Source organism: Rhodoferax sp. GW821-FHT10B06 (assembly GCF_059415605.1).
On the sequence record NZ_JBWKNO010000008.1, the window covers coordinates 80,499 to 97,629 of the forward strand.

The following is a 17,131-nucleotide window of genomic DNA, read 5'->3' on the forward strand; positions in this document are numbered from 1 at the left end:
GGGTCTCCTGGCGGGGCGTAGAACGCGGTTCCTGGTTATCGGCGGTTTGCGGGCAGTCTGGAGCCGGGATTTCCCGTTTTTATGAAAAAAGGGCTGTGGCGCACGTATTAACTGCGCAGTCAGCTATTGAATACATAGCAACTACCAGGCGGCCAGCGCCTGCAAAAGTTGCTGGCGCGTGGCTGGCGGGGCAAAGCTGGCTTCGATGGAGGTGCGGGCAATGGTGCGCAGGTCGGCGTCGGTCCAGCCAAATGCGGCCTGGCAGCGCTGGTATTCACCCACCAGGCTGGCGCCCAGCAGCGAGGGGTCGTCGGTGTTCAGTGAGACGCGTACGCCGGCTCGGTATAGCCGGTCTACCGGGTGCTCGGCCAGCGAGGGGTAAACGCCCAGCAGCAGATTCGAGCTGGGGCAGATGCCCAGCGGTATCTGCCGATCCACCAGCAGGGCCACCACGGAAGGGTCTTCAATGGCGCGCACGCCGTGGTCGATACGGTCCGCGCCCAGCAGCAAGATGGCGTCGCGTACGCCCTCGGCTCCACTGGATTCACCCGCATGCACGGTGCGCCGCAGGCCGGCGGCCCCGGCGCGCTGGAAGGCTTCGGCAAAGCGTGGGCCGGTGCGGCCGGCCGCGGCTTCGTTGCCGTCTATGGACAGGGCCACCACGCGCGGATGGCGCAGCGCTACCAGCTGCTCCACCAACTGCACCGCCGCGTTGGCCGACTGGGTGCGCAGCAGGCTGATGCACAGGTTCACTGGCGGCAGACCGTCCTGCTCGGCGGCGCTCAGCCCGGCGTCTATGGCGTCCAGCATGGCTGGCAGCCGGCCATGCCAGGCCTTCCAGTGGCTGGGGTTGACGATCAGGTCGGCATAGCCCGCGCCGTTGTCGGCCAAGCGCTGGCTGTAGGCATAGGCCAATTGGGCTAGGCGCTCGGGCGTGTCGGCCAGCCCGCAGGCCCAGTCCAGAAAGTGCAGAAAGTCGCCCAGGCCCTGGAAGGCAAATAGCTGATCCACAGGCCGTGGCAGCGTTACACCCGCCTGCTGTGCCCAACTTGCCAGCAAGGCGGGCTCGAAGCAGCCCTCCAGGTGGGCATGTACCTCGGCCTTGGGCAGAGTGCGCAGTCGGTCTTGGGCGATGCTGGTGGGGACGGGGGACGTATGCATACGGCATCTTAGAGCGAGTTCAAAGTCTTTTGGGAGGCCCAAAAAAAGACTTTGAACAGGTTTCTAGCCGTGGAATACCCGCCTACTGAAGGACGGCGCAAGAGCAGGGGAGCCTCTAGAATGAATGTATTCAAAAGTAAGGAGTGCGCATGGAAGCTTCTTATGAAGAGTTGATCGCGCAGGTCTTCACATTGCAAACCACCTTGGACCATGTGGGCGCTTATGTCTATGCCAAGGATTTGCAGGGTCGCTACACCTACGCCAACAGCATGGTGTGCAAGCAGTTCCGTTGTCGCCTGGACGAGGTGGTGGGCGCTGCGGACGACAAGTTTTTTGATTTGACGGTCCACAACCAATTCATGGCCAATGACCGCCACGTCATCGCCACGGGAGAGAAGGTCGAATTGGAAGAGGTCACTCTGGCCAAGGGCCAGCAGCAGCCTACGATCTGCTGGTCCGTCAAGCTGCCGCTGCGCGCACCAAGTGGCGAGATCGTTGGTCTGTGCGGCATTTCTACCGACATCACCGAGCGTCGACGCCTGGAGAGTACGCTGATGGCCCAGAAGACACTGTTGGGCACGGTGCTGAATAATTTGGAGGCTCTGGTCTATATGAAGGACCGGCAGCGCCGTTATTTGTACGCCAATATCAACGCTGCCGAGCTGTTCGGCCAGACGCAGGAGAGCATCGTGGGCCTGACGGATGCGCAGATGATTCCCCCGGAGGAAGCGGAGCGTTTCGGCGTGATGGACCAGCAGGTGTTTGACAGCGGGCGTAAATCGACCGGCGAAGAAACCTTGGTGGATGCCGACGGCGTGACGCACCACTACTGGTCCATCAAGGTGCCCATCACCAACCACGGCGTGGTGGACGCCTATGTGGGCATCTCCACCGACATCACCGAGGTCGTGCGGCTGAAAAACCAGTTCCGCCTGCTGGCCAATACCGATGCACTCACCGGCATCCTGAGCCGCCGGCATCTGCTGGAGCGGGCCGAGCAGGAGCTCAAGCGCGTGCGCCGCGCGCAGACGCAGATCGCGGTGATCGCCTTTGATATCGACAACTTCAAACTGGTCAACGACGGCTTCGGCCACTCGGTGGGCGACCGCGCCATCGTCGCCGTGGTGCAGGCTTGCCAGCGCAATCTGCGCGAGACCGACCTCTTCGGCCGCATCGGCGGCGATGAATTCGTGGTGGTGGCGGTGGATTCCGACCTGGCGGGCGCCCTGGCCCTGGCCGAGCGTATGCGCCAGGGCGTGGAGCAGGCGCTGTGCTTGTCCAACGACGGCAGGCCCGTGCGACTGAGCTCCAGCTTCGGCGTGGTGATGTCCGAGCCCGATGCCACCTTGGACGAGTTGCTGACCCATGCCGATGGCATGCTCTACCGCGCCAAGCGTGCCGGGCGCAACCGTGTATGGCATTTGCCCAGCGACCCGCCATGAAAACCCTGAACCTGGTGGGCGCGGGGCGCGTGGGCCAGACCCTGGCACGTTTGTGGCGGCAGCAGGGCAGCTTCGCCGTACAGGACGTGCTGACCACCTCTTTGCAGCGCGCCGAGCTTGCCTGTGCTTCCATTGGCGCGGGCCGGGCTGTGGACAACCCGCAGGCCCTGCGCTCCGCCGATGTGTGGATGCTGGCCGTGCCGGATGCGCAGATTTCCGCCGCAGCCCAGGCGCTGGCGGCGGCCTTGCCTGCCAATGCCACACCTGCGCTGGCCTTCCATTGCAGCGGGGCCTTGGGCCATGGGCTGCTAGCACCGCTGGCTGAGCGGGGCTGGCAGACGGCCAGCGCGCATTGCATTCTGAGTTTCGCCTCGGTGGACGCGGCCGTGGCCCAGTTTGCCGGTACCGCCTGCGCGCTGGAGGGTGACCCGGCGGCCTGCGAAATTTTGCGGAGCGCCTTCACGGCCATTGGCGCGCAATGCTTTGGCGTGGCCACGGAGCACAAGCTGCTGTACCACGCGGCGGCGGTGTTTGCCACCAACTTCCTGCCGGTGCTGCAGAGCGTGGCCGAAGACGCCTGGCGTAGCAGTGGCGTGCCGGCGGAGCTGATCCCAGGCCTGCGCCGCATGTTGCTGAACAATGCCGTGGCCAATATCACCGCGCTGGGTCCAGCCGCCGCGCTGACCGGGCCGGCCGCGCGCGGCGACACCGCGGCCATTGCCCGTCAGGCGCAGGCCGTCACGGCCTGGGACGCCCAGGCCGGCGCGGCCTATGAGGCGTTGAGTGCGCTGGCTTTGCGGATGGCCGGTAAAACCTAGAGCCCCAGTACCACCATCAGGCGGCTGGCACAGGCACGCAAGGGGGCGCAGGGCGAGTGCAGTGCAAACTCCAGGCAGCTGCTGGCGTAGCCACGGTCATGCATCAGCCGTGCGGGGTCTATATCACGGCCCTGGCCAGCCATCAGCCATTTGAAGTCCACCTCCAGCAGCAGGCCGCTGGGCGATGCCCCCGCCGTGCCGCTGTCCAATGTCATCGTGTCCGTATACATAAAAGCTCCGCCGAAAATGAGGCTGGCTGTCCATTTCAATATAGGCAAGGCCATGCAGAACAAGGGCTGGAATAAAGCCCTGGATAGGCTGTATATGGGGCCTTATTTACATAACGCATCAGGCACACAAAGCGGCTACGTGAAACAATATTGCAATGCCAAAAAATGCACGTAAATCCCTGTTTCTGGTCGTTACCGGCCTGTGGCTGGCCTTGCCTGCACTGGCCCAACTGCCGCAGCGCAATCTCACGGTAGAGCTGCGCCAGATCGACGAGGCCGCGGCCTACACCGTCAGCACCCAGGCCACCAGCGCCCCGTTGGTGGCGCAGCAGGTGCAGGTGCGCAATGGCGAAAAGGCCACGCTGCACATGGGCCAGACCGTGCCCATCCGCTTTGTGCAGTCGGTGGTGGGGGGCAGTAGCAGCCAGTCGGGCAGCAGCGGAACCGGCAGTAGCAGCGGCGGTGGCGTCAGCTACGGCATGGTGTGGATGCAGGCTGGCCAGAGCATGGCGGTGCAGCCGCGCTGGCCCGGTGGCAAGCAGCCGGTGGCGGTGCAGATCGAGGTCCAGGCCGCCAGCGTGGAAGCGCCCACGGGCAATGCCGAGCTGCCCAGCCAGTCGCGCAGCCAGATGGCCACCACGGTCAGCGCGGCGCTGGGTCAGTGGGTCACGGTGGCCGCTACGGGTGCGCAGGCCCAGGCCAATACCTACAGCAGCGAAGCCGTGGCGGAGACGCGCCGCCTGGTGCAGATCCGTGTGCTGGCGCCTTGACGCCATGGCTTGGCTACGCTTGTTGCGTTATGGGGTGCTGGCGCTGGCTGCGGGGCTGGTCCATGCCGAGCCCGTGGTCTATGCGATCGATCCTGCGCGCACCGTGACCCAATATGAACTCGGCAGCCTTCAGAGCGGCCGATTCGAGCAGCACTCGGGCAGCATTCAACTGGACCTGCAGGCCAAAACCGGCTGGGCCAATGTCAATATTGCCGCTGCTTCAGTGCGCTCAGGCGTGGCTTTCATCGACAGCATTTTGCAAAGCGCGGAGCTGTTCAACGCCAGCCAGTACCCGACCATCCGTTTCGTGGGTGACCAGTTTCTGTTCAACGGCGACACCTTGACCGAGGTGGGCGGCAGCCTGACCCTGCTAGGCAAAACCCTGCCCGTGGTCTTGCATGTCACCCATTTCGCCTGCACAACGCCACCCGCGCCCGAGGCGTGTTCCGGTCGCTTTGAAACCACCATAGACCGCACCGACTACGGCATGGACATGGGCGTCAGTTGGGGCTTGCCCAAGGCTGTGCACCTCTTGGTACAGATGGAAGCAGTGCGTCCGCCTGTGGCAGATGCGTTACTAATTCAATAGCTGCTTGCGCAGATATCTACTGCGCTAGAGCCTCAATTTCTATAAATTTTCAAACGCTTTGGGGTTGCACTGCGCGGCGCAGCCGGCCCGGCGCCACGCCGTACAGCTGCTGGAAATGCCGGATGAAATGCGAGGCGTCGGCAAAGCCGCATTCATAGGCAATGGAACTGACGGGCGAGTCGGATGTGGTTAGCAGCCAGCGGCCGTACTTGAGGCGCGAGTTGCGGTAGAACTCGGACGGCGATGCACCGGTCTCGGCCATGAAGACCCGCTCCAGCTGGCGGCTGCTGGTCTCCACCAGGCGGGCGATCACGGCGATTTCCAGCGGCGTGGTGATGTTCTTTTCCATCAGCATGATGGCCTGGCGCAGCTTGTCGTTCTCCGTTGACGCATAGCCCAGCGCATGCCGGCGAGTGACATGCGTGGACGAGCGCTGCGACACCGTCATCTGGTGCACTACCTTGGCCGCGCGGTCCGGGCCGCAGTGGCGGCGGATCAGCTCGGTGGCCAGCTCGATGATGGAGATGCCGCCGGCGCAGGTAATGCGGTCGCCGTCGAACAAGTAGTCGGCATTCGTCGCAAACGCCTGGGCCGGGAACATCTTCTTCCAGTCGTTCACATGGAAGGAGTGCACGCAGGCAACCTTGCCCTGCAGCAGCCCGGCCTGGGCCAGCGCGAAGCTGCCGGTGCAGATGCCAACCAGCGGCGTACCGGCTGCAGCCACTTCTTGCAGAAAGCTGGTGTAGCGCCGGTCTACTTTGTCCATGAAGGGCAGCAGCCCGCCGATCACCGCCACGTAGTCGAACTGGTGCTGGCTCGATAGCGACTGCTGCACAGGAATCTCCACGCCGCAGCTGGCCTGGATCGGTTGGTCGGGCACGCCCAGTACCGTCCAGGTGCAGCGCACCTGCCGGCTCTGGTCGCCTATGTCGGCTGCGTGCCGCAGCGCATCGCACAGGCCGGCCAGCGACAGCAGCGGAAAGCGCGGCCAGAGCAGGATGCCGATGCGCAGCTCCACGCCCGATGGGTTCAGCGGCGGACGTTCCTTCGAGGCGTCCAGCAGGCCGACCAGTTCGTTCGCGCCTTGCTTGGCCAGGGGTTTAGGGGTTTTTACCGTATGTCGCATACGTTCAATTTACAGGCAAGCGCTTCCTATGCCAAGTGGGGGGTGATTTTGAACAATCGTGCCACGCCAACGCGTAACCCAGAAGCCTTCTTCCAACTTGCAGGAACCACCATGAAACCACTCTTTATCACCCGGCTGTTGTGCACCTTGCTCGGCGCTTTCGCGCTGCTGCCCACTGTGCAGGCGCAAACTCCTTCCACCATAGACAAAGGCAATTTGACCATCGCCTTCACCGGCGACATGCCCGGCACCGGCTACCAGGACGGCCTGATGATCGGCTACGACGGCGAGATCCTGCAGCGCATCGCCGACGCGGTAAAGCTCAAGGTGAAACCGGCACTGATGGAGTGGTCGGGCACCATCGCCTCGGTGCAGGCCAAGCGCGTGGACGTGATGGCCGGCACCATGGGCTGGACTGAGCAGCGCTCGAAGATCATGACGCTGAGCGACCCGATCCACTACTTCAAGAACGGCATCACCCAGTCGAACAAGACCAACTGGTCGCACCTGAAGGACCTGGAAGGCAAGAAGGTCGGCACGATCACCGGCTTCTCCTTCATCCCCGAGCTGCGCAAGATTGCCGGTCTGCAATTAACCATGTACGACACCTCGGACGCCGCAGTGCGTGATTTGCTGGCCGGCCGCATCGACGCGGTGATCGGCGACCCGCCGGTGATGCAGTACGCCATCTCGCGCAATCCGCAGTGGAACGTGCGCTTCAACGCCTTCGTGGATGCGAACCCCGACTTCCCGCTGCTGACCGGCCTGGGCCAGGTGGTGTTTGGTTTGAACAAGGACAACCCGGAACTGGCCCAGGCGGTGAACGCCGAGATCGCCAAACTCTGGCAGGGCTGCGAGCTGAAGAAGATCGGCAGCAAGTACGGCCTGGTGCAAGACGTGTGGTACGTGCCCGCCGGCCAGAACTTCCGCGCCGGTGTCGATCGCCCGGCCGATTGGAAATTGCCCTCCTGCAAGTAAGTCACCCTCCATTTGCCCACCCACGCTGCCATGAACAACCCACTGTTGCAGGTCCAAGGCCTGAAGAAAAGCTACGGCCAGACCGAGGTGCTGAAAGGCATTTCCTTTGATCTGGCCAAAGGCGAAACCCTGTCACTGATCGGGCCCAGCGGGTCGGGCAAATCCACCTGCCTGCGCTGCCTGAACTACCTGGAGCGGCCCTCCGAAGGTTCCATCCTGCTGGAGTCCGAGCGCATCGGCCAGCTGCCGGACAAGCGCGGTGGATTCCGCTTCATGAGCGACAAGGAGCTGGCGCCACAGCGTACCGAGATCGGCATGGTGTTCCAGCTGTTCTATCTGTGGCCGCACTTGAACGTGCGCGACAACGTGGCCCTGGGCCCGATCCGCGCTGGCGGCATGTCCAAGGCCGAGGCCTACGAGCTGGCCGACGAGATGCTGGACAAGGTGCATCTGCGCCACAAGGCGACCGAATACCCGGAGCGCCTGTCCGGCGGCCAGCAGCAGCGCGTGGCCATCGCCCGGGCGCTGGCGCAGCGGCCCAAGCTGATGCTGTTCGACGAGCCGACTTCCGCCCTCGACCCGGAGCTGGTGGGCGAGGTGCTGGGCGTGATCCGCGAGCTGGCGGAGGAGGGCCGCTCGATGATTTTGGTCACGCACGAGATCCGCTTTGCCCGCGACGTGGCCGACCGGGTGATCTTCATGGACGGTGGCCACATCGTCGAGCAGGGCGCCGCCGCCGATGTGATCAACCGGCCGCAGATGGAGCGCACGCGCAGCTTTCTCGGCCAGGTCGGCGCGGAAGCGGTTTTGTGATGGCTGCGTTCGATATTTTTGCGCGCATCCTGGCCACTCTGGCACTGGGTGCGGTCACCGCTGTGCAGGTAGCCGTGGGCGCATTCACCATCGCTGCGCTGCTGGGTTTGCTGCTGGCGATCTGCCGCACCTTCACCCGCAGCCGGCTGCTGCAATGGGCGATTGCCGGCTACATCGAATGGATGCGCAATGTGCCGGCGCTGGCGCATCTGTTTCTGCTGTACTTCGGACTGGCGGCAGTCGGACTGCGGCTGTCGCCGCTGACGGCGGCCGTCATTGGCTTGGGCCTGGTGGGGGCGGCGATTCTGTGCGATGTGTTCGGGTCGGGCCTGAAATCCTTGCATGTGGGTCAGCGCGAAGCGGCTTTGTCTGTGGGCCTGACACCTGTCAAGACACTGCGCCATGTGCTGCTACCGCAGATGCTGCGCGTGAACCTGCCGTCGCTGGGCAACTACGTCAGCCAGCTGCTGAAAGACACATCCATCGCTTCGGCCATCGCCGCGCCGGAGATCATGTTCTTCGCCCGCAATCTGGTGACTTCCACCTTCGAGACCACGCTGATCTACCTGGCGGCCATGCTGCTGTACGCCGCCATGATTTTGCCGATCAGCTGGGCCTTCGCCCGCACCGAACGCCACCTGGAGACACAGCGATGACCGTATTTTTCATGGCCTATCTGGAGTATTTGCCCGAGTGGTTGCCGCGCCTGGCCCGTGCCGCGGTGGTGACGGCGCAGCTGTCGGCGGTCGGCTTCATCGCTGCGCTGTTGGGTGGCGCGGCGCTGGTGGCGATGCTGCGCAGCGGCAACGGCCTGCTGCGCCATGCCGCCAATCTGTTCATCCAGACGCTGCGTACCGTGCCGCTGCTGGCTTTGCTGCTGGCGCTGTACTTTGCGTTGCCGCCGCTGGGTATCACCTTGTCGGGCTACTGGGCCGGCGCGCTGGGCCTGGGCCTGCACGGTGCTGCCTATGTGGCCGAGATCTTTCGCGGTGGGCTGAACGCCATCCACAAGGGCCAGCGCGAAGCGGCTTTGGCCGTCGGCCTGGCGCCGCGCGAGGTGTTCATCCGCGTGGTGTTGCCGCAGGCGCTGCGCCTGATGCTGCCGCCGCTGCTGAACACCTATGTGGCGCTGCTGAAAGACAGTTCTCTCTGCGCTCTGATTGCCACCGACGAGCTGATGCTGACGGCCCGGGCCATGGCCAGCGAATTCTTTCTGCCGCTGCACATCTTTTTTCTGGTCGGCTTGTTCTACTTCGGCATCGCCTTTCCGCTGTCCATGCTGTCGCGCCTGTTCGAGCGGCGGCTGGCGCGTGGCCGGCGTGTGATGGGGGCCGTATGAGCGTGGCGAATGTGGCTTTCGGCTCGATAGAGCAGACCCAGCAGGCGCTGGCATCCGGCGCGCTGACCAGCGTGGCGCTGGTGCAGGAGCATCTGGACCGCATCACCCGCTGGGACCCGCAGTTGCACGCCTTCATCGATGTGTATGCCGACGAGGCGCTGGCCGCTGCCGAAGGCCTGGACCGGCTGCGCCAGGCCGGCACGCTGCTTGGTCCGCTGCACGGCGTGACGGTGGCGATGAAGGATTTGTTCGACATCCAGGGCAAGCCCATCACCGGTGGTTCGGCCGCGCTGCCGCCGCGCACCTCCACACTGACGGCCAGCGCGGTGCAGCGCCTGCGCAGTGCCGGCGCCATCGTGCTGGGCAAGACGCACACTGTGGAATTCGCCTTTGGCGGCTGGGGCACGAATACGACCATGGGCACGCCCTGGAACCCCTGGGACCTGCAGACACACCGCGTGCCCGGCGGCTCCAGCAGCGGCTCGGCCGTGGCCGTGGCGGCCGGCATGGCCTGCGCCGCCATCGGTACCGACACCGGCGGATCGGTGCGCATCCCGGCCGGCCTGTGTGGCCTGGTCGGGCTGAAGACCACCCACGGCCTGGTGAGCCGCCACGGCCTGCTGGAGCTGTGCCCGACGCACGATACCGTCGGCCCGCTGACCCGCAGCGTCCGAGATTGCGCCACGATGCTGGATGTGCTGGCCGGGCCGGACCCGCTGGACCCGGTGTCGCGCCTGGCGCCTACGCGCTCGGTGGCGCAGGCTCTGGGGAAAGACATAAAGGGCCTGCGGGTGTGGACGCTGCCATGGGCCGAGCGAGAGGATGTGGACGCCGAGGTATTGCGCGCCTACGACCGGGCACTGGACGCGCTGGCGTCGATGGGCATGGTGCTGGTGGAGCGGCCACTGCCGCACAGCCTGGAGCATTCCATGCGCATCGCCGGCAGCCTGATGAGCGCCGAGGGCTATGCGCATTTGGGCCCCTTGTTCGAGCGCCGCGAGCTGCAGTTCGACCCGAATATCCAGCGCCGCATCCTGCTGGGCCGCGACATCGGCGCGGCGCAGTACATCCATTTGCTACGCCAGCGCGAACAGGCCAAGGCCGCGATGCTGGAGGCCATGGACGGCGTGGACGTGTGCGTGTTTCCGACGAATGCCATCAGCGCGATACCGTTGACTGAAGTGGACGAGTTGGCCACGCCGCTGTCGCGCTTCGGCCGGTTTGTGAATCTGCTGGACTTGTGCTCGGTGGCCGTGCCGGCGGGCTTGTCGTCGGCCGGCATGCCGATCTCGGTGCAGTTCATCGGCCGCCCGTTTGCCGAGCCGACGATTTTGCGGGCGGCGTTTGCTTTTGAGCAAGCCACGCCCTGGGGCCAGGCTGTGCCGCCTGGCCTGGCCTGAGGCTGCTTGCCATGTGCCCCGTGCTGCTGCGCAAGCCTGCACTATCGCTGCTGGTATTCGCCGGATTGTGGTGGGTCGGGGCTGCCACTGCGCAAAGCCTGGCGCTGGACCGCATCGCCGCGAAGGGCGTGGTCAGTGTCGGCTATATCGCTACGCCCGGTACGTTTGCATTTGAGGATGCACAGGGCAATACGGTGGGTTACTCCATTGACCTGTGCCTACGTGTGATCGACAACATCCGCAAGAGCCTGAAGCGCCCGGACCTGCGGGTACGCTACACCCAGCTCACAGGCGCCCAGCGCATCCCGATGTTGAAGGCCGGCAAGATCGATATCGAGTGCGGTGGCAACACGAATACGGTGGCGCGGCAAAAGGACGTGGATTTCTCCTACACCTTCTTCACCACCGGTGCCCGGCTGCTGACGCTGAAATCATTCCCGGTGCAGGGCAACAACGACCTGTGGCAAAAGCGTGTGGCCGTCAGCAAGGGCACGACGGCCGAGAGCCTGGTGCGCCAGCTGCAAACTGAACAGAACCTGCAGGTGATCAGCGTGGGCACCGACCCGGAAGGTGTTGCGCTGGTGGAGCGAGGCCAGGCAGATGCATTTGCGCAGGACGACATCCTGCTCTACGGCCTGCTCAGCGCCTCGCCGCGCAAAGACCAGCTGATGGTGAGCGGCCGTTTCATGTCGGTCGAACCGTACGCCTTCATGTTGCCCAAGGGCGATGTACCGCTGCGCGAAATTGTCGACAAGACCTTGCTGGGTTTGATGTCGTCTGGCGAGCTGCTCGGCCTCTACAAGAAATGGTTTGACACCGTCGCATTGCGCGTGCCGATGAATGTCTACATGCAGGAGAACCTGCGCTTCCCCAGCAAATACGGCGTCCCCTGATCGCCATTGAAAGACTGAAACGCCATGTTGTCCCTCCACAATTTCAGTATCCGGTTGCGCTTTTATCTGGTGCTGGCCTGCGTCTCCCTGTCCTTGCTGGTGCTCGGCGGCTGGGGCTGGGTCTCGGGTGTGCAGGCCAACCAGAGCACTGCCGATCTGTTTACCCGCGCCAATGCGGCTGCCGCCGACGTGGCCGTGCTGCGTGAATCGCTGGGCTTGGTGCGGCGCTGGGAAAGCTCGGCGATTGCCATCGGCACCTCGAACGCCGACCAGGTGCATGCGCTGATCGGCCGGTGGAAAGCCGAGGTGCAGAACGTGCAGCAGGTCGGCGCAAAAATCCGCCAGGCGAACCCGGCCGACGCCGAGATCGCCAAGCTGGTGGCCAACCAGGATAGGCTGATGCAGGACTACGCCGCGACCATGGGGCCGGCCTTGGAACAGCTGGAGTCGGCGGTGATCGACAGCCTGTCGGCGCTGGTGTTCTCGACCAAGGTGGACAAGAGCTTCCAGGCGCTGGGCGATAACACGTTACGCCTGATCGCCGCGCAGCAAGAGGCAGCGGTGCGGGCGCACCAGCAGATGCAGGCACAGTCCACCGCCGCATCCTTGCTGCGCGTGGGCCTGGTAGGCCTGACCCTGCTGCTGTTCGTGCCGCTGATGTGGCTGACGCTGCAATCGATTTGCCGGCCGCTGGACCGTGCCGTGGCTTTGGCCCGGCGCATCGCCATCGGCGATCTGGGCCAGACCATCGTGGTGCAGGGGCGGGACGAGACGGCGCAGTTGCTGCGGGCGCTGGATGCGATGCAGGCATCTCTGCGTACCGTGGTTGGTGAGGTGCGCGATTCTGCCGAGTCGATCAAGGCCGCCAGTGCCGAGGTCGCCAGCGGCAACCAGGACCTGAGCCAACGCACCGAGCAGGCGGCCAGCAATTTGCAAGGCACGGCATCGTCGCTGTCGGACCTGACCGGCACGGTGGGGCAGTCGGCCCGGTCGGCCCGGCAGGCCAACCAGCTGGCGTCTTCCGCCGCAGAAGTGGCAGCGCGCGGCGGCGCGGTGGTGGCCCAGGTGGTGGCCACCATGGACGAGATCAACCACAGCTCGCGCAAGATCGCCGACATCATTTCGGTGATTGACAGCATTGCCTTCCAGACCAACATTCTGGCCCTGAACGCCGCGGTGGAAGCTGCCCGCGCCGGCGAGCAGGGCCGGGGCTTTGCGGTGGTGGCGGCCGAGGTGCGCAACCTGGCGACCCGTTCTGCCCAGGCCGCACGCGAGATCAAACAGCTGATCGACGCCAGCTTCAACCGCGTCGAGGCCGGCTCGCGGCTGGTGTCGTCGGCCGGCAGCACCATGCGTGACATCGTCGATTCGGTGCAGCGCGTGACGGACATCATTAGCGAGATTACCGCCGCCGCGGCCGAGCAGAGCGTGGGCATAGAGCGGGTGAACACCGCCGTGGGTGAGCTCGATGAAATGACCCAACAAAACGCCGCCCTGGTGGAGCAGAGTGCCGCCGCCGCAGACAGCCTGAAAGGCCAAGCCGACAAGCTGGCCCAGGTGGTCGGCACCTTTCGCCTGGGGGCCTTGCGGCTGGCATAGCCCAGCCCGGCCAGTGGGCACCCGATTCCTTTTTTGACGACCTGAAAATATGAACCCCCTTTATCTCGACGATGCCGCCATTTCCCAGCTGCTTGACTTTGCCGGCGTGGCCGCCATTCTGGACGCCGCATTTGCCGACCTGGCTGCAGAGCAGGCTGAAATTCACCCGCGCCAGCGCAGCGGCAGCGGCAACATTCGGCTGAGCAGCATGGGCGCGCTGTGGGGTGCGCGCCAGGTCGGTGGCATCAAGGTCTACCCCACGGTGCAAGGCCAGTTTGCGTTTCTGGTCACGCTGTTTGACCTGGAAAAGAATGTGCCGATCGCCGTGCTGGATGGCGCCGAGCTGACCCGTTTTCGCACTGCCGCATTGACGGCGCTGATCGCCTCCAAAACGGCCAACCCGGCGCCGAAGAAGCTGGCGCTGTTTGGTGCCGGCCTGCAGGGGCGGGCCCAGGCACAGGCCTTGTGCGGAGTCTTTTCTTTTGAGGAGATCGCCGTGGTCGACCCACTGGGTGACGACAGCTGGTGCAGCCGCCTGGCGCTGCAAACCGGCAGCCGGGTGCAGCTGTGCAGTGCGGAAGCCGCGGTGCGCGGCGCCGACCTGGTGGTGACCGCCACACGTTCGCAGGTGCCGGTGTTCGACGGTCGTTGGCTGGAGCCCGGTGCCTTTGTCTGCGCCATCGGCACCAGCGCGCCCAAGGGGCGCGAGCTGGACGACGCCACCTTGTCCCGCGCCAGCCGCATCATCGTGGAATGGAAGCCGCAAAGCCTGGCCGAGGCCGGCGAGCTGGTGCTGTGGCGCCCGCAAAACGACTTCGAGCGCGCCAAGGTGGTGGATTTGCCCGAGCTGTATCGCCATGGGCAGCCTTGGCGCGGCAGCAGTGGCGACATCATTGTTGCCAAGTCGGTGGGGGTGGGCCTGGCCGATGTGGCCTGCGCCTACCTGGCCTATAACCGCCACGTCGCGGTGCAGAAATTGGTTTGAATTTACAAGCTTTTCATGCCTCTGGCGCTGGTAATAGCTGCGTAAGTAGCTATAAATTTGCTAGCGGCTGGTTTAGCTCAGCAGCGCCCGTACATGGTCGTTCAGGAAGCGGCCGCGCGGGTCGAGCTTGCGCCGCAGCGCGCGGAAATCGGCGGCGCGCGGGTACAGCGCGGTGACGTCGTCGGTGTCCAGAAAATGCATCTTGCCCCAGTGTGGGCGTGAGCCGTAACGGCGCAATATGGCATCGACATCGCGCAGATAGTCCCAGTAGTCCACGCCCGGCTGGCCGGACACCGACAGGGTGATGCTGTCCTGCTGGTAGAACGGGCTAATCCACGCCGGGTCGCCCGCGGTGAATCGGTATTCGATAGGGAAGATGCAGTTGGTGTGCTTGGTCAGCATCAGCTCGCGCACCGCGCGCACCGCCTCCTTACCGTGCTGTATGGGCACGGCGTATTCCAGCTCGTGGAAGTTCGGCACGTACTCGATGGGGTAGATCTCGGATGAGTAGGCGATCTTCTCGAACGGTGTGTCCAGCGCCGGTCGGTCGGTGATGTCGATGATCTTCATCTCGCAAACATCGGCGGTCTTGGTTGTGGTGGTCAGCGGCGCATCGGCCGTGTCGGCCAGGCAGTAGAGGTGCCGGCTCTGCGGCGTCGGGCACCAGAAGAAGCCGAAGTGCCGGTGTGTGGCCGCCAGTTCATCGTGCCGCGCCATGCAGGTCTCGAAGTCGTCGCGCCACACATGCTCGTGCAGCTGGTAGGCGTCGGTCACCTGCAGGGTCAACTCGGAGATCACGCCCAGCGTGCCCACCGACACCTGGGCGGCGTGCAATAGCTCGGCGTCGCTGCCATCCACCACCAGCACGCTGCCATCGGCCTGTACCAGCCGCAGCCCGGCGATTGACGAGGCCAGGCAGCCCAGCGTGGTGCCGGTGCCGTGGGTGCCGGTGGTGAACGCGCCCGCCACTGCCTGCGAATCGATATCGCCCTGGTTCACCAGTGAAAAACCGTGTGCTTTTAACGCTATCGCCAGGTCGTGGATGCGCGTGCCGGCAGCCACGCGCACCTGCTTCTTCGCGTTGTCAAAGCCGTTCACGCCCTGTATCTGCGCCAAGGACAGCAGCACGCCGCCGGTGCCCACCACCGGGGTGAAGCTGTGGCCCGAGCCGACGACGCGCAGGTTCAGATCGAGACGGTCCGTTTCGGCGACCATCTCGCGCAACTGGTCTTCGGAGGTGGGCGCACCCTTGTAGCGCGCGATGCACGATTGGTTGCCGACCCAATTGCGCCACAGGCCGCCTTTTTCGAATTGCATGTTGACTCCGGTTGAAGGCTGAGGATGGTTGCCGCTGGAATGCAGCAATCATGCCCGCCTGTTGCCCGCCAACATACCCAGATTCAGCCGCTGTTTCAAGGCCTCACACCAGAGTCCGGCGCAAGCTGGCTTTGCAGCGCCTTGGCCAACAGGCCCAAGGTCTTGATGCCTTGCTCCAGTTCACGGTCCCAGGGGCGGGCGATGTTCAGGCGCAGGTGGTTGGCAAACTTGCCCGACACCGAGAACAAGGCGCCCGGTGTGAAGGCTATGCCGCGTTGCGCCGCAGCGTGCAGCAGCGCCATGGTGTCCAGCGTGTCAGGCAAAGCGATCCACAGCCACCAGCCGCCAGCTGGGCCCCCGGCACGCGTGCCCAGCGGGAAGTGCTGCTGGACCGCCTGCGTTGCGGGTCCCACTGTGGCCGCCAGCCGTTCCCGCAGCTTGCGCAGGTGCGAGGGCAAGGCCCCGGACGCGATGAATTCCGCCAGCACCGCTTGCTCAAACAGCGGCGTGGTCAAAGAGTTGCTCAGCTTCAGCGACTCCAGCTGCCGCTGGTGGCGACCGCCCACCACCCAGCCCAGGCGCATGGCGGGTGCCATGCTTTTGCTGGCCGAGCCGCAGTAGATCACCCGTCCTGTGCGGTCCCAGGCCTTCACGGGGCGTGGGCGCTCGGGCGCGGACGCCAAGTCTCCAAAGGCATCGTCTTCGATCAGTACCGTGTCGTGCTTTTCTATGATGCCGAGCAGGCGCCGCTTGGCTGCATCTGGCATGCAGGACCCCAGCGGGTTCTGGAAGCTGGGCATCACCACCACGGCGCGCACGCTGCCGTGCTGTTCCAGGGCGTATTCCAGCGCTTCCAGGCTGATGCCCTGGCTAGCGGTGCAAGGTACTTCCAGCACCTTCAGTCCCAGGTGTTCGAACATCTGGACAATGCCGAAATACACCGGCGACTCTACCGCCACGGTGTCCCCCGGTCGGGTGACCGCACGCAGCGCGATCTGCAAGGCCTCGGTGGCGCCGTTGGTCACCAGCAGGTCTTGCGGGCCCAGCTCGATGCCGCAGCGCGTCAAATGGCCGACCAAGGCAGTTTTTAATGCGGGGAGCCCGGTGCCTGTGGCATAGGCCCCGAATGCCAAAGGGTCGCGGCGCAGTACGCGCTGGCCTATGCGTGCCAAGGTGTCGCAGGGGTACCACGGTGGGGCGGCATGGGCCAGGTGCAGCGGCAGCGTCAACGGCTGGGACGTGAGCGCATATAGCTGCGTCATACGGTGTTGCAGGGACGCCAACTGCTCGTACTGCACGGCCGATGGGGGTGGGGTGCCCATAGCGGCGCTGGTGGGGGGGCGTGTTTGCTGTTGCGCTTTCCAGTCGGCCACGTACATGCCCGACTTGGCACGGATTTCCACATAGCCTTCGCTCTCCAGCTGGCGGTAGCAGCGCACCACGGTGGACGCGCTGACGCCTTGGGATGTGGCGTATTCCCGCACGGAGGGCAGCTTGGCGCCTACCTGGTAGCGTTGGCGGCGGATGTCGAGCTTCAAAAGCTTGGAAAGCCGGATGTAACTGTGCTGCATGACAGATATGGTTTATCGTTATCTGTATAGCACACATGTCCTAATAGCTGGCGCTGTTCGCTAGTGTTTTTCGCGCATCATCGCTACATCACCCCAACCC

17 protein-coding genes are annotated in these 17,131 nt (G+C 64.5%); 12 read left to right on the forward strand and 5 right to left on the reverse strand.

Annotation, left to right across the window (positions count from 1 at the left end; genetic code table 11):
* Positions 1–141: 141 nt before the first annotated feature.
* On the reverse strand, positions 142–1,161 hold the full coding sequence (gene add, locus AC07O2_RS14205) for an adenosine deaminase (RefSeq protein WP_495076392.1): 1,020 nt from the start codon (positions 1,159–1,161) through the stop codon (positions 142–144).
* Positions 1,162–1,310: 149 nt separating this feature from the next.
* Between add and AC07O2_RS14210 the strand changes: the two genes are divergently transcribed.
* Positions 1,311–2,603 (forward strand): sensor domain-containing diguanylate cyclase, encoded by a 1,293-nt coding sequence (locus AC07O2_RS14210; RefSeq protein ID WP_495076393.1) that lies wholly within the window; start codon positions 1,311–1,313, stop codon positions 2,601–2,603.
* Entirely contained in the window at positions 2,600–3,421 is an 822-nt protein-coding gene (locus AC07O2_RS14215; RefSeq protein ID WP_495076394.1) for a Rossmann-like and DUF2520 domain-containing protein, read from the forward strand. Before AC07O2_RS14210 ends, AC07O2_RS14215 begins: the two co-directional genes overlap by 4 nt.
* On the opposite strand, the gene AC07O2_RS14220 is transcribed toward AC07O2_RS14215, so the two are convergent.
* Positions 3,418–3,651: a hypothetical protein gene (locus AC07O2_RS14220; RefSeq protein WP_495076395.1), complete on the reverse strand. Its 234-nt coding sequence runs from the start codon at positions 3,649–3,651 to the stop codon at positions 3,418–3,420. The two genes, AC07O2_RS14215 and AC07O2_RS14220, sit on opposite strands and share 4 nt — an antisense overlap.
* A gap of 155 nt (positions 3,652–3,806) precedes the next feature.
* Here AC07O2_RS14220 and AC07O2_RS14225 point away from each other — a divergent pair, with 155 nt between their 5' ends.
* Complete coding sequence (locus AC07O2_RS14225; protein WP_495076396.1) at positions 3,807–4,421, forward strand: secretin GspD/PilQ domain-containing protein; 615 nt, start codon at positions 3,807–3,809, stop codon at positions 4,419–4,421.
* Positions 4,422–4,425: 4 nt separating this feature from the next.
* Entirely contained in the window at positions 4,426–5,010 is a 585-nt protein-coding gene (locus AC07O2_RS14230; RefSeq protein WP_495076397.1) for a YceI family protein, read from the forward strand.
* A gap of 49 nt (positions 5,011–5,059) precedes the next feature.
* Here AC07O2_RS14230 and AC07O2_RS14235 read toward each other — a convergent pair whose 3' ends face one another.
* A complete protein-coding gene (locus AC07O2_RS14235; protein WP_495076398.1) occupies positions 5,060–6,136 on the reverse strand; it encodes a GlxA family transcriptional regulator in 1,077 nt (358 codons plus the stop codon).
* Between the two features lie 111 nt (positions 6,137–6,247).
* Between AC07O2_RS14235 and AC07O2_RS14240 the strand changes: the two genes are divergently transcribed.
* Genes AC07O2_RS14240 through AC07O2_RS14275 form a run of 8 tightly spaced genes read left to right on the forward strand, consistent with a single transcriptional unit; the run spans position 6,248 to position 14,143 of the window.
* Entirely contained in the window at positions 6,248–7,114 is an 867-nt protein-coding gene (locus tag AC07O2_RS14240) for an ABC transporter substrate-binding protein (RefSeq protein WP_495076399.1), read from the forward strand.
* 30 nt (positions 7,115–7,144) lie between these two features.
* The gene (locus AC07O2_RS14245; protein WP_495076400.1) at positions 7,145–7,927 is read left to right on the forward strand and encodes an amino acid ABC transporter ATP-binding protein; all 783 of its coding nucleotides are present in this window, start codon (positions 7,145–7,147) and stop codon (positions 7,925–7,927) included.
* On the forward strand, positions 7,927–8,583 hold the full coding sequence (locus AC07O2_RS14250; RefSeq protein ID WP_495076401.1) for an amino acid ABC transporter permease: 657 nt from the start codon (positions 7,927–7,929) through the stop codon (positions 8,581–8,583). Before AC07O2_RS14245 ends, AC07O2_RS14250 begins: the two co-directional genes overlap by 1 nt.
* Entirely contained in the window at positions 8,580–9,266 is a 687-nt protein-coding gene (locus AC07O2_RS14255) for an amino acid ABC transporter permease (RefSeq protein ID WP_495076402.1), read from the forward strand. Before AC07O2_RS14250 ends, AC07O2_RS14255 begins: the two co-directional genes overlap by 4 nt.
* Positions 9,263–10,666, forward strand: coding sequence for an amidase (locus AC07O2_RS14260; RefSeq protein ID WP_495076403.1), 1,404 nt, complete (start codon positions 9,263–9,265; stop codon positions 10,664–10,666). The genes AC07O2_RS14255 and AC07O2_RS14260 overlap by 4 nt, the downstream gene beginning before the upstream one ends.
* Before the next feature lie 11 nt (positions 10,667–10,677).
* Positions 10,678–11,559 (forward strand): amino acid ABC transporter substrate-binding protein, encoded by an 882-nt coding sequence (locus tag AC07O2_RS14265; RefSeq protein ID WP_495076404.1) that lies wholly within the window; start codon positions 10,678–10,680, stop codon positions 11,557–11,559.
* A 24-nt stretch (positions 11,560–11,583) separates the two neighbouring features.
* On the forward strand, positions 11,584–13,158 hold the full coding sequence (locus AC07O2_RS14270; protein ID WP_495076405.1) for a methyl-accepting chemotaxis protein: 1,575 nt from the start codon (positions 11,584–11,586) through the stop codon (positions 13,156–13,158).
* Positions 13,159–13,207: 49 nt separating this feature from the next.
* A complete protein-coding gene (locus AC07O2_RS14275; RefSeq protein WP_495076406.1) occupies positions 13,208–14,143 on the forward strand; it encodes an ornithine cyclodeaminase family protein in 936 nt (311 codons plus the stop codon).
* A 72-nt stretch (positions 14,144–14,215) separates the two neighbouring features.
* Here AC07O2_RS14275 and AC07O2_RS14280 read toward each other — a convergent pair whose 3' ends face one another.
* Entirely contained in the window at positions 14,216–15,460 is a 1,245-nt protein-coding gene (locus tag AC07O2_RS14280; RefSeq protein ID WP_495076407.1) for a D-arabinono-1,4-lactone oxidase, read from the reverse strand.
* 95 nt (positions 15,461–15,555) lie between these two features.
* Entirely contained in the window at positions 15,556–17,031 is a 1,476-nt protein-coding gene (locus tag AC07O2_RS14285; RefSeq protein ID WP_495076408.1) for an aminotransferase-like domain-containing protein, read from the reverse strand.
* Positions 17,032–17,131: the final 100 nt, after the last annotated feature.